Source organism: Actinoplanes sp. 13 (assembly GCF_056134165.1).
Genome location: NZ_JBVYOQ010000018.1, coordinates 39754 through 52623, shown reverse-complemented (window position 1 = coordinate 52623; position 12870 = coordinate 39754). Strand labels below are relative to the sequence as shown.

Sequence of the window (12870 nt, the reverse complement as noted above, 5' to 3'; positions counted from 1 at the left end):
GGTGGTCGGATGATTTCCTCATGAAGGTACGACGCGTGGGCGCCTCGGCGTTGCTGATCGAGTGTTCCGATTCTGATCGGGTCGAGGACTGGCGGGCCGAGCTCTGGCGACGCCGCGAGGCGGGTGAGCTGCGCGCCACCGAGATCGTGCCAGGAGCGCGAACGGTGCTGCTGGACGGCGTGGACCCGCGGATCGAGACGTTGCTGGCGGCCTGGGAGCCGACTCCGGGTGAGGCCCGCGCCGAGGGAGAGCTGGTGCGGATCCCGACCGTTTTCGATGGCGAAGACCTGGAGCCGGTGGCGGAGCTGTGGAAGGTTCACCCGGAGGAAGCCGTGCGCCGGCTCGTCGACACCACGCTGACCGTGGCGTTCTGCGGCTTTGCGCCCGGCTTCGCCTATCTGCGCGGTTTCCCCGACGCCTGGGCGGTGCCCCGGCTGACCGCGCCCCGGCCCCGGGTGCCGGCCGGCTCGGTCGCCTTGGCCGGCGGCTTCGCCGGCATCTATCCCACGGCCTCGCCGGGCGGCTGGCGGCTGGTCGGTCACACGACCACAGAGCTTTTCGATGTACGCCGAAAGCACCCCGCCCTGCTCTCCCCGGGGACTCGCGTCCAGTTGGTGGCGTCGTGATCACGGTGCTGCGGGCCGGCCCGCTGACCACCGTGCAGGACCTCGGCCGGCCGGGCTGGGCGCACCTCGGCGTCCCGCGTTCCGGCGCCCTCGACGCCCCGGCACTGCGCCGCGCCAACCGGCTGGTCGGCAACGCGCCGGACGCGGCCGGGCTGGAGACCACCCTGATGGGCTGCCGGCTCCGTTTCGAGGAGCCTGCCACGGTTGCCGTCACCGGGGCGGTGGCCGCGATCAAGCTGGACAAGGAGCCGGTGGACGGGCCGTTGCTGCGGGTCCCGGCGGGCGGGGTGCTGGACGTCGGGCGTGCCGTGCGCGGCGTGCGTTCTTATCTCGCGGTCGCCGGCGGGATCATGGTGGAGCCGGTGTTGGGCAGCCGCTCAACGGACACGCTCAGCGGGCTGGGACCGGACCGGCTCACCGACGGGATGACGCTGCCGATCGGAGCCCCGGGCGCCGCCCACACCACCGATCCCGATCAGCCTGACGTCCTGGACGGGGAGGTCGTGCTCGGGATCCGGCTCGGGCCGCGCGACGACTGGTTCGAGCCCACGGAGCTGTTCGATTCGGCGTACCAGATCAGCCCGATGAGCAACCGCGTCGGATGCCGGCTGGCCGGCACCGCCCTGAGCCGCACCCGGGCCGGCGAACTGCCCTCCGAAGGCGTGGTGCTCGGCGCGGTGCAGGTCCCGGCGGACGGCCGGCCGATCATCTTCCTCGCCGACCATCCCACCACCGGCGGTTACCCGGTGATCGGGGTGGTCGACGACGTCACACCGCTCGCGCAGGCCCGCCCGGGAGCTACGGTACGTTTCTGTGACCTCGATTGATCTGAACGCCGACCTGGGCGAGGGCTTCGGCACCTGGCGGCTCGGCGACGACGACGCCCTGCTCGACGTGGTGACTTCGGCGAACGTGGCGTGCGGCTTCCACGCCGGCGATCCGTCCACGATGCACCGGGTGTGCCGCTCCGCGGTGGCGAGGGGCGTCGCGATCGGGGCTCAGGTGGGATATCGCGATCTGGCCGGTTTCGGCCGGCGACGGATCGATTACGCCCGGGACGAGCTGCGGGACGACGTCCTCTATCAGATCGGCGCGCTCGAGGCGTTCTGCCGGGCGGCCGGCGACCGGGTTCGGTACGTGAAACCGCACGGCGCCCTCTACAACACGGCCGCTGTCGACCCGCTCCAGGCCGGGGCCGTGATCGACGCCGTGCTCGCCTGGAACCCGGCCCTGCCGGTGCTCTGCCAGCCCGGATCGGTGCTGGCCGCCCGGGCGTTCGAAGCCGGGCTGACCGTGGTCGGCGAGGGCTTCGCCGACCGCGGATATCTGCCGGACGGCCGGCTGGTGCCGCGGTCGTCCCCCGATGCGCTGGTCCATGAGCCCCGCCAGGTGGTGGACCGGGCCGTTCGGATGGCCGTCGGCGGCGAGGTGGTCGCCGCCGACGGCTCGGTGATTCCGTGCCCGGTCCGGTCGATCTGCCTGCACGGTGACACCCCCGGCGCGGTGGAGCTGGCCCGCGCCGTGCGGCAGGGTCTCGCGGGCGCCTCGCTGGAGGTCGGCCCGTTTACCCGGTAACGCCGACCCGATCGACCAATGTGACCGCCTGGACCGTGTAGTCCTTGTTGCCGAGCAGGACGTGGGTCTTCGGGTCGAAGATCCAGATGACCTGCGCCTTCTCGCCGGGACTGCTGGGCCACGCCACACCGGTGCCCTTCCGGCCGGCCGCGTCCTTGACGCCCTTCACCAGCTCGATGCCCTCCACCTCGGCGATCGACCGGTAGAGCGCGGCTCGCTGGTTCGGTCGCAGCCAGTACACGCTGGAGAGGGCCCACAGGTGCTTGCCGACGCCGTTGAGGCTGAACTTCGCGCCCCCCTCGCCTGGGTTCTGCCGTTGCAACCAGGCGAGGTCAGCGTGTCGCGCCGCGGCGGCGGTGACGTCGGCCGCCACCTGGTCGGCGTGGCAGACGACGTCCGGCACGGGCGGGACCGCCTGACGCAGCCGCAGCCGGCGGAAATGTGCGGTGCGTGCCGGTCGAACAACGCCGCGAAGTCCTGATGGATCAACGCGGCGTCGTCCGGTTCTCTGCTACGCATGAACCGTCCTTCCCGTCTTGCCCCGAGTGACATCTGTTATCCGTCGCTCGGGGCAGGAGGGTTCACGCGTTGGCGTCCATGCCCCGCAGGATCAGCGGCAGCCGGTCCGGGCCGGCGGCGTCGATCACGATCGGCACTCCCCAGTCCTGCCGGGTCAGGTGGCAGGCGCCGTACTCGGCGTCCACGTCGCAGGTGGCGGCCTGCGCCACGACCTGCAGCACGCCCTTCGGCACGTCCGGGTTGAGCACCAGGCGACGGGACAGCTCGGTCGTCACCCCGTCGCCCTCCAGCAACAGTTCGGCGGGCGAGGCCGACACGGTCAGCCGGAGCGGAGAGCCGAACTGGCTGTCCAGTTTCTGTCCCGGAGCCGGCGTGAAGATCACATCGAGGGTGACCTCGCCGGGAGCCAGGTGCGACGGCGGCCGTTCGGTCTTGTGCCGCTCGCCGGAGACCGTCTTCACCACGCCGGGGGCGAGCCGGGCCAGCCGATGCGCGGCCGACTCCACCACGAGCACCTGATTGTCGCTGGTGACGAGCACGTCACTGGGTTCGGCGAGACCGGAGTCCACGGTGGAGACCTCGTCGGCGGCGGGGTCGAAACGGCGGATCGCGCCGTTGTAGGTGTCGGCGACCAGGACCGAGCCGTCCGGCAGCGCGGCGACGCCGAGCGGATGCTGGAACAGCGCCTCGCCGGCCGGGCCGTCGACGTGCCCGAAGTCGAACAGACCCTGGCCGACCGCGGTGTGCAACACGTTCTCCTCGACGTAGCGCAGGGCCGAGGTCTCGCTGTCGGCGATCCAGAGCCGCTTGCCGTCGGGGCTGACCGAGAGGCCGGACGGCTGCGCCATCCACACGTCCGGCAGCGGACCGTCGCGGAGCGCCTCGACCGTGGTGCCGGCGTAGACACCGACCGTCCGCTTGATCGGGTCGAACCACCACAGCTGGTGGATACCGGCCATGGCGATGATCACCCGGTCGTCGTACCAGGCCAGGTCCCAGGGGGAGGAGAGGTCGGCGGCGAGCGCGTCGTGGGGGTGGCCGTCCACGGTGGAACGCCACGGCTTGCCGGAGCCGGCGACCAGGGTGACCTCGCCGGTCCCGGTGTTCAGCGCCCGGAGCTGGTGGTGCACGGTGTCGGCGATCACCACGTCGTACCCGGCGACCGCGGCCACCTCGGCGGGCAGCAGGACCAGGCCCTGCGGCTCGCTGAACGGCTCGCCACGGGTGTCGCCGCTCTCGCCACCCCCGATGCGGCGGATCAGGGTCTCGCCGTCCGCGGCGAGCTCGACGACGGAGTGCCGTGCCGAATCGGAGACGAGCAGGTTGCCGTTCGGCAGCTCGACGGCCTTGCCGGGGAAACGGAGCAGACCTTCCGGCGCGGGCGGCGGTACGTACGGCCCGTCGCCGCGGTGCAGGGTGCCGTCCGCCTCATGCTTGTCGATCAACTCGTCGATCAGGCGGGACAAGCCCTCGGCGTGACCCTCACCGGCCATCGAGGCGACCAGGTAACCGGTCGGGTCGACCACGGCCAGGGTGGGCCAGGCCTTCGCCGCGTACTGCTGCCAGAGGTGCATGTCGCCGTCGTCGACGACCGGGTGGTGCACGCCGTACCGCTCGACGGCGGCGGCCAGGGCCACCGGGTCGCGCTCGTGCTCGAACTTCGGCGAGTGCACCCCGATCACCACGAGCGCGTCGCCGTACTTCTCCTCCAACGGCCGCAGCTCGTCCAGAACGTGCAGGCAGTTGATGCAGCAGAAGGTCCAGAAATCCAGAACCAGGATCTTTCCGCGCAGATCGGCCAGGGTGAGGGCCTTACCGCCGGTGTTGAGCCAGCCGCGACCGGAGAGTTCGGGCGCACGCACGCGAGAGTTCATAGGCACATGGTGCCTCAGCCCCGCGGTCCCGCCTCAGCGGGACCGCGGCTGATTACCTGCATCTCAGACCGCTGTCGCAGGAGCGTCGGGTGCCGGCGTCAGGCGTTCGGCGTCAGGCGTTCGGCTTCAGGCAGAGAACCTCGGTGCTGTCGCCCTTGGGCACGACGATGTACGGCTGGGCGGGGTCCGCACACTGCTCCTTGGTCTTGGTGATGGAGACCACCTGATAGGTGCCCGACTCGGAGCACTCGGCCACCACCGGGGTGTCGCCGTCACGCTTGACGCACTGACCCTGGGAGACGCTGAACTCGCCGTCGCCGGAGATCAGGTAGACCAGGCCGAACACCAGGCCGAGCAGCAGCGTGGCGCCGAGCACGACGGCCAGGGTGACCGGCACGGTCCGCACGTTCACCTTTTCCGGCTTCGGCGGGTCGCTCGCCTTGAACTGGTTGAAGCTGCTCTGCTCGTCCGGCCCGGGCCAGCTGGTGGTGTCCTCCGGGCTGGGCGGCGTCACCGTGGCGTGCGCGGCGGGACTGTGCGGGTACACCCCGGAGGTGCCCATCCGCGGGTCCGGCTCACCGGGCATCGGCGGCAGAGCCGGGGCCGGGACGTACGGCGAGTTGCCGCGTCCCGCGACGTCGGTGGTGTGCTCGTTGTACTGGTCCGGGGCGTTGGCCGGCCCGGGCGGCGCGAACGGGTTGCCGGCCTGCGGAGGGGGGGCGAACGGGCTGCCGGCCTGCGGCGGCGGGCCGAACGGGTTGCCGGGCTGCGGCGACCCGAACTGGCTCGTCGGCGCGCCGAACGAGTTGTCCGGCTGGGCCGACCCGGGCGCGCCGTAGGTGTTGCCCGCGCCGTAGGTGTTCCCCGGCTGGGCCGGCGAGCCGAACGTGTTCCCCTGCTGGTCCGGCGAGCCGAACGTGTTTCCGTGCTGGTCGGGCGAGCCGGGTGCGCCGAACGGCGGTGGGCCGGAGTTCGGCGCCTGCGGGGAGCCGGGCATGGCGAACGGTGACGGCGAACCACCGGGCGTGGGGAACGGCGCGCCGCTGCCCGGAGCCTCCGGCGGGGTGACCCGCGCGCTCGCTGAGGCGCGGGCGGTGGCCCGCGCCGGGGACTGCGGTGCGACACCGGGCGTCTCGTTCGGGCTCAGCGCGGCAGCGATGCCGCCGCTGGGCTCCTCGTCCGGGCGGGCGCCGTACGCGGCGCCTGCCTCCGGACGGGCGCCTGCCTCGGGGCGGGCGCCGAACGGGTTGCCCGGTTCCGGGCGGGCGCCGAACGGATTGTTCGATTCGGGGCGCTGGCCGAAGGGGGTGTTCTCGTCGGGCCGGGAGCCGTACGTATTGCCGTCGTCGGCGCGGGGCGCGAACGGGTTGGGCTCATCCTCGCGCTGTGGCGCCGGCGTGCCGTAGGTGCCGCCGCCGGAGCGCTGCGGGAGGTTGGGGCCTCCGCTCGGCTCGTCGCCGGGCTGGTTGTCGCGTGGGGCGAACGAGTTCGGGCTGTCCGGGCCGGGCGCCGGGAAGGCGCCGTACTCGGCGCGGGACGCGAACGGGTTGTCGCCGGGCTGGTCCTGGCCACCACGCTGCGGCAGCTCGTCATCCCGCTGCGGCGATCCTGGGAAGCCACCCGAGGGCATGCCTGCGGGACCACCCGAGGACTGCGCCGGGAAGCCGCCGGACGATGAAGCCGGGAAGCCGCCCGAGGGCGAGGCCGGGAAGCCGCCCGACGGTGAGGCCGGGAAGCCGCCGGACGGGCCGGAGGTGGCCGGGTAGCCACCGGACGGGCTCGCGCTCTCGTCCGGGGTCTCGGTGTCGGCGGGCGGGGCCGAGGCGGGTCGCCCGTAGACACGGGCCTGCGGCGCGGCGGCCGGAGGCGGTGGCATCTCGGCGGCGTCGGCAGGGTTGACCCGGATGTTCGGCACGGAGGCGCTGGCGGTCACCGGGCGGGCCGAGCCGACCGCGGCGGGCCGCTCGTTGCCTGCGGGCCGTTCGTTGCCTGCGGGGGCGGGCCGCTCGTTCGCCTCGCGCGGCTGCGGGACCGAGGCGCCGGGCGTCGGCGACTGGGGCAGGATGCTGCCGCCGCTGCTGAGCGCGGCGCCGGGCACCCGCTGGGGAAACCCGGAAGCGGGCGCCGGCGACTCCGCGGCGGGCGCTTCGTGCTCGGCGGGGTTTCCGGGAGCCGGGTACGCCGGGTTGGTGAACGACTGCTGGCTGCGGATCGGCAGGTCCAGCCCGGGCGCGGCGCCGTCCGGGTCGGCGTCGGTGGGCGGGCCGGCCGGCGCACGCAGCGGGAATCCGCCGCTGTCGCCGCGTCGCGACGGGAACTTGTCAGCCGTGGGGCGCTGGGGCGTCTCGGCCGGCCGGGCGTCGTCCTGGAGCCAGCTGTTCTGTGCGGGACCAGCGGTGAAGCCGCCGGGCGACGAACCGGCGGAGGCCGGCCCCGCGCCGAAGCCGCTGTTGGCTGCGGGCCCGCCACCGAAGTTGCCGGGGCCGCCGGGTCCGGCGGGGAAGTTGGGGGCTCCGGGCCCGGCGGGGAAGCCGCTCGTGGATCCCGGTCCGGGGGTGAAGCCGCTGCCGGGCGATTCCGGAAGGTCCGAGAGGGAGGCGCCGGGAACGCGCACCGGCTGGTCGCCGAAGGCCGAGAACGGGGTGCCACCGCCACCGATGAGGTCGTCGGCGGGGTTGGTCGCGCCCGGCTTGCGGGTGGGCAGGGTGCCCGCGTTCTGGTCGGCCGGCGCGGGCCGGACGAACGGGTTCTCCGGCGCGGGCCGCTCGAACGGGTTCCCCGGAGCCGGCCGGGCGGAAGGGTTCTCCGGCGCGGTGGACTGCTGGACCGGCGGCGCGGCCTGTGCGGGTCGGCCGGGCGGCGGGAAGCCGGCGGAGCCGAACGGCGACGGGCTGTCCGAGGCGGCGGGGGGCTGCGGCGCGGCCTCGCCGGGCGGCGGCGCCCACGCGGACTGCGGTGCCTGCGGCCGGCCGGAAGCCGGGTCGGGCTCGAACGGCGAGGCCGGCCGGAACGGGTTGCCCTGCTGCGACGAGTCGCCCTGCTGGAACGGGGCGGCCTGCTGGAACGGGGCGGCCTGCTGGAACGGGGCGCCGGGGTTGCCCTGCTGGAACGGCGTGGCCGGCTGGAACGGGGCGGGCTGGTCAGTGCCGGCCGACGTGCCGGAGGCGACGCCGCCGTAGGGCGACGCGGATCCCGCGCCGGGCTGGGGGGCGGCGAACGGCGAGCCGGACGCGGGGTACGGCTGTGGCGCGTCGCCGGAGGGGGAAGGCGGGGCCGACCCGTAGGGCGAGGCGGTGTCCGATTTGCCGGGCGACACCGAACCGTAGGGTGACGCCTCCTCGGGCTGCGGCACGCGGGCCGCGCCGTACGGCGTGCCGGCGGGGCTGGGCCCGGCGCCGAACGTGGAGACGGCCGGGACGACGAACGGTGAGCCGCCGTTGGGCGTGCTCTGCGGAGGCGGCCCGTACGACTGGGGGGAGCCCTCGGCGCCGGGAGACGGAGCCGATGCGCGGCCCGAGATTCGCTGACCGTCGGGGTCGGGCGGGAAGTTGCCCGACGTGGGTCCGCCCGACGTGGCCTCGGCCGGCTTCCCGGCGTGGTGCCCCTCGGACGTCATACGCGCCTCCTCTGCGATGCGGCCGTGCCAGCTTTGCACGGACGCGACCCCGTCGGCGACCTTCCGCCGAAGGGGGCGTGCCAGCTGTCCGGCCTGGCCGTGCTCAGGACCTGCGGAAACTGCCGCTGAGTCCCTGGTCACCCGCCCCGACCGGCCGAGCCGGCTTGGGAACCGTGCCCAACCGTACCGGGCGGGCGCGGCAGCCGGAATCCCGGTGTACGCCCCGGAGGGACGAGTGCCCGATCTTGAAAGTGGTATTCGACACGAAACGGCCCGTCCGGGTGAACCGGACGGGCCGTCTGCTGTGCATGTGGCCCCGAAGGGCTGGTCCAGCTCGGTGCCGGACCCTCAGAGCGGCATCCGCCGCTGGGCGAAGATGGCGATCTCGTCGCGCATGGCCTGCGTGGGCGCCGTCTCGAAAGCCCGGTTGATGGCCCGGCTCTCGCGGCTGATCATCCGACGACGACGAATGCGGTCGATCATGCTCATGGCACTGCTCTCTCCCCCGGCTCGCGCCGGTCCTGCTGTGGCGGCGTCGCCGGCCCGCTGGTGGCGGGCCCCGTCGGCGCACGTCCCGGTCGATAGTCCGAGTATGCGCCGACGGGCCTAGCGGTGCCAAACTTTTAAGGGGTGAGCTCGGTCATGTGCCTAACGATCGAAGGTCGACTCGGCAGAGGGACTGACAATTCTTAAGTCCACGACAGCAGGGCCGCCTCCGGGTCCTCCAGGAACGTGCCGATGTCACGCAGGAACCGGGAGCCCAGCTCGCCATCGATGATCCGATGGTCGAAGGAGAGGCCCAGGGTGGTCACCTGCCGGATCTTGATCTTGCCCTTGTGCACCCAGGGGGTCGGCCGGATCGCGCCGAACGCCAGGATGGCCGACTCGCCCGGAGGCAGGATCGGTGTGCCGGTGTCGACTCCGAAGACGCCGACGTTGGTGATCGAAAGCGTGCCGCCGGACATGTCGGCCGGCGGAGTCTTGCCCGACTTCGCGGTCCGGACCAGCTCGTTCAGCGCCTCGGCCAGCTCCCGCAGACTGAGTCGTCCGGCGTCCTTGACGTTCGGGACGATCAGGCCGCGCTCGGTCGCCGCGGCGATGCCGAGGTTCACGTACTCCTTGACGACGATCTCGTTCGTCGCCCCGGACCACGTCGAGTTGACCATCGGGTGGCGCTTGACGGCCAGCAGCACCGCCTTCGCCACCAACAGCAACGGTGAGATCCGCACGTCGGCGAACTCCCGGCGGGCCTTCAGCTTGTCCAGCGCCTTCATCGAGCGGGTCACGTCCACGGTCAGGAACTCCGTGACGTGTGGCGCGGTGAAGGCGGAGGCGACCATGTTCTCGGCCGTCAGCTTCCGCACACCCTTCACCGGGATGCGCTGCTCACGCACTCCGTTGTCGGAACGAGCGGGCAGGGCCGGGTGGCCGGACGGAGCGGGCGCCGACGGGACGGCGATCGCCTGGTGCACGTCCTCCCGCGTCACCGAGCCCAGCGGGCCGGTGCCGACGACCGTGGTGAGATCGACGCCCAGGTCCCGGGCCAGCTTGCGGACCGGCGGCTTGGCGAGGACCGGCCCGGCCTTCGTGACCGCGGCAGCCGGCGCCGAGGACCTGGCCGGAACGGGTGCCGGCTGGGCTGCCACGGGGGCGGCCGTGGGCGGCGGGGCGACCGTGGGTTTCGCGGTAGCCGCCGCAGGCGGGGGCGGGGTGGCTGCCGCGGTGGAGTTGTTCGGCGTACCGATGCGGGGTCGTCGTTTGGCGCTGGTGGTCCGTGGGCCGTAACCGACCAGCACGGCTGTGCGCCCGCCGGGAGCCGGACCACCGATCATGCCGGGTTCGACCGGCTCCTCGGGCCCCGCCTTCCCCACCGCCGTGAGGGATTCCGTGGACGGCGGCAGGGGGCCGGCGCCCGGGTCGGTGTCGATCGTGAACAGCGGCTTGCCGACCTCGACGACCGTGCCGGCCTCGGCGTGGATGCCGGTGACCACACCGGCCCACTTCGCCGGCAGCTCGACCGCCGATTTGGCGGTCTCCACCTCGACGATGGGCTGGTTCAGCTCCACCGTGTCGCCGACCTTCACCAGCCAGGCCAGGACCTCGCCCTCGGTGAGACCCTCGGCCAGGTCCGGCAGGTTGAACACCTTGATCCGGGACATCGGCGTCACCAGCCGAACGCGCGGTCGACGGCGTCCAGCACCCGGTCGAGATCGGGGAGGTACTCCTCCTCGACACGGGCCGCCGGGTACGGGGTGTCGTAACCGGTCACCCGCAGCACCGGGGCCTCCAGGGAGTAGAAGCACTCCTCGGTCACCCGCGCCGCGATCTCCGCACCGAGGCCCAGGTTGCCCGGCGCCTCATGCACGATCACGGCCCGGCCGGTCCGCCGGACCGACGCGAAGACCGGGGCCAGGTCCAGCGGCGACAGCGTGCGCAGGTCGATGACCTCGAGCTCCCGGCCGTCCTCGGTGGCGGCCTGGGCGGCCTCCATCGCGGTGCGGACCATCGGGCCGTACGCCAGGACAGTCGCGTCCCGCCCCGGACGGACCACCCGGCTGGCGTGCAGGGGCTCCGCCGCGTCGAGCGGCGTCTCCAGATCCACCTCGCCCTTCTCGTGGTACCGCCGCTTCGGCTCGAAGAACACGATGGGGTCGTCCGAGGCGATCGCCTGGCGGATCATCGTGTACGCGTCCTGCGCCGAGCTGCACGCCACCACCTTGAGTCCGGCGGTGTGCGCGAAGTACGCCTCGGGGGACTCGGAGTGGTGCTCGACCGCGCCGATGCCGCCGCCGAACGGGATCCGGATGACCATCGGGATCCGCAGCCGGCCCTGCGAGCGATAGTGCATCTTGGCCACCTGCGACACGATCTGGTCGTACGCGGGGTAGACGAAGCCGTCGAACTGGATCTCACAGACCGGCCGGTACCCGCGGATGGCCAGGCCGACCGCGGTGCCGATGATGCCGGACTCGGCGAGCGGCGTGTCGATCACCCGGTTCTCGCCGAAGTCCTTCTGCAGGCCGTCGGTGATCCGGAAGACGCCGCCCAGCTTGCCGACGTCCTCGCCCATGATGACGACCTTCGGGTCGTCCTCGAGCGCGCGGCGCAGGCCACGGTTGAGTGCCTTGCCCAGGGTCAGGGTCTCGGTGGCCATCAGTGCGCGCTCCCCTCGAACGAGTCCAGGTACTTCGACATCTGCTCGCGCTGGGCGTCCAGATGCGGGGAGCCGTTGGGGTAGACGTTGTCGAACAGGCTCAGCGGTTTCGGGTCGGGCATCTCGAGCACCCGCTGGCGCAGGTTGAGGGCGACCTCGGTGGCCTCGGCGTCGACCTCGGCGAAGAACGACTCGTCGACCACGCCCTGCTTGCCGAGGAACGCGCGGAGCCGGGCGATCGGGTCCTTGGCCTTCCAGGACTCGACCTCGCTGGCGATCCGGTAACGCGTGGGGTCGTCGGTGGTGGTGTGCGCGCCCATCCGGTACGTGTAGGCCTCGACCAGGGTCGGGCCTTCGCCGTTGCGGGCCCGGTCCAGCGCGTGGCGGGTCACCGCGTACGACGCGAGGACGTCGTTGCCGTCCACCCGCACGCCGGGGAAGCCGAAGCCGGCGGCACGCTGGTACAGCGGGATCCGTGTCTGCCGCTCCAGCGGTTCGGAGATCGCGTACTGGTTGTTCTGGCAGAAGAAGACCATCGGGGCGTTGAAGACGGCCGACCAGATGAAGGCCTCGTTCACGTCGCCCTGCGAGGAGGCGCCGTCGCCGAAGTAGGCGATGACCGCCTCACCGTCGTCGCCACCGGTCTTGCCGTCCATGTTGACGCCCATCGCGTAGCCGGTCGCGTGCAGGGTCTGCGCGCCGATCACGATGGTGTACATGTTGACCTTGAACTCGTTCGGGTCCCAGGCGCCCTGGTCGACGCCGCGGAACAGGCCGAACGGCATGATCGGGTCGATGCCCCGGCAGTAGAGGACGCCGTGCTCCCGGTAGGTCGGGAAGGCCATGTCCTGCGGCCGCAGCGCGCGACCGGAACCGACCTGTGCGGCCTCCTGCCCGAGCAGGCTGGCCCAGATGCCCAGCTCGCCCTGCCGTTGCAGGGCGGTGGCCTCGGCGTCCAGGCGCCGGACGGTGACCATGTCGCGGTAGAGCCCGCGGTATTCCTCGTCGGTGAACTCGACGGAGTACGTCGTCCCGTCAGGGGTGGTGACGGAGTCGATGCGCTCCCCGTCGGGGGTCAGCAGTTGGACGAAGCCGCCGGCGGGTACATCTGTGCCGGCGTCGCTTCCGCCTTTCGCCATCCGTGTCTCCTGTTTCGTCTCTGCGCCCGCGGCGGGTGTCTCCCGGCCGCGCGGCTGAACCGCGGGGTCGGCCGCGCCTGACCGGGTGAGGCTGCTGCGCGGCGTGCTCCGGCATGCGGCGTGCGCCTGCCGGGACGGCCCGCCGTGGCCCCGCTGTAGGCGGAAGGCGACGGCGGCGGTGCCGTCGCCCCCATCCTGACAGAGGGAGTGAGCCCCGTTACAGACTGCGTAGATCACGAAATCGGATTTCTACCGGCGCATCGTTAAAGGTATTTGTCCGATTTAGTGCTTTTGTGAGCTCACTGTTGCACGAACAGGCCGGCCTTGCCGCTGCCGAATTGCTCATGCGTCGTTCACTCCTTCGACC

Annotated in this window: 10 protein-coding genes; 3 read left to right on the top strand and 7 right to left on the bottom strand. The window is 72.5% G+C overall.

Going from position 1 to position 12870, the window contains the following annotated elements:
• The first annotated feature begins 20 nt into the window (after window positions 1-20).
• From AC0NH5_RS28770 to AC0NH5_RS28760, 3 genes are read left to right on the top strand one after another with little or no spacing between them, the layout of a single operon-like run.
• On the top strand, window positions 21-626 hold the full coding sequence (locus AC0NH5_RS28770; protein ID WP_474409739.1) for a 5-oxoprolinase subunit B family protein: 606 nt from the start codon (window positions 21-23) through the stop codon (window positions 624-626).
• Window positions 623-1453 carry a 5-oxoprolinase subunit C family protein gene (locus AC0NH5_RS28765; RefSeq protein WP_474409738.1) on the top strand — a complete coding sequence of 277 codons (831 nt, stop codon included), beginning with the start codon at window positions 623-625 and terminating at the stop codon, window positions 1451-1453. The genes AC0NH5_RS28770 and AC0NH5_RS28765 overlap by 4 nt, the downstream gene beginning before the upstream one ends.
• Complete coding sequence (locus AC0NH5_RS28760; RefSeq protein ID WP_474409911.1) at window positions 1449-2201, top strand: LamB/YcsF family protein; 753 nt, start codon at window positions 1449-1451, stop codon at window positions 2199-2201. The genes AC0NH5_RS28765 and AC0NH5_RS28760 overlap by 5 nt, the downstream gene beginning before the upstream one ends.
• On the opposite strand, the gene AC0NH5_RS28755 is transcribed toward AC0NH5_RS28760, so the two are convergent.
• The 7 genes from AC0NH5_RS28755 to pdhA form a co-directional block, all read right to left on the bottom strand.
• Entirely contained in the window at window positions 2191-2604 is a 414-nt protein-coding gene (locus AC0NH5_RS28755; RefSeq protein ID WP_474409736.1) for a hypothetical protein, read from the bottom strand. The two genes, AC0NH5_RS28760 and AC0NH5_RS28755, sit on opposite strands and share 11 nt — an antisense overlap.
• A gap of 178 nt (window positions 2605-2782) precedes the next feature.
• Entirely contained in the window at window positions 2783-4594 is a 1812-nt protein-coding gene (locus AC0NH5_RS28750) for an NHL domain-containing thioredoxin family protein (RefSeq protein WP_474409735.1), read from the bottom strand.
• Window positions 4595-4706: 112 nt separating this feature from the next.
• Window positions 4707-8210, bottom strand: coding sequence for an LppU/SCO3897 family protein (locus tag AC0NH5_RS28745; protein ID WP_474409734.1), 3504 nt, complete (start codon window positions 8208-8210; stop codon window positions 4707-4709).
• 348 nt (window positions 8211-8558) lie between these two features.
• Window positions 8559-8699 carry a hypothetical protein gene (locus tag AC0NH5_RS28740; RefSeq protein ID WP_474409732.1) on the bottom strand — a complete coding sequence of 47 codons (141 nt, stop codon included), beginning with the start codon at window positions 8697-8699 and terminating at the stop codon, window positions 8559-8561.
• A gap of 200 nt (window positions 8700-8899) precedes the next feature.
• Window positions 8900-10369 (bottom strand): dihydrolipoamide acetyltransferase family protein, encoded by a 1470-nt coding sequence (locus tag AC0NH5_RS28735; RefSeq protein WP_474409731.1) that lies wholly within the window; start codon window positions 10367-10369, stop codon window positions 8900-8902.
• A 5-nt stretch (window positions 10370-10374) separates the two neighbouring features.
• On the bottom strand, window positions 10375-11364 hold the full coding sequence (locus AC0NH5_RS28730) for an alpha-ketoacid dehydrogenase subunit beta (protein WP_474409730.1): 990 nt from the start codon (window positions 11362-11364) through the stop codon (window positions 10375-10377).
• Complete coding sequence (pdhA, locus tag AC0NH5_RS28725; protein ID WP_474409729.1) at window positions 11364-12503, bottom strand: pyruvate dehydrogenase (acetyl-transferring) E1 component subunit alpha; 1140 nt, start codon at window positions 12501-12503, stop codon at window positions 11364-11366. Before pdhA ends, AC0NH5_RS28730 begins: the two co-directional genes overlap by 1 nt.
• Window positions 12504-12870: the final 367 nt, after the last annotated feature.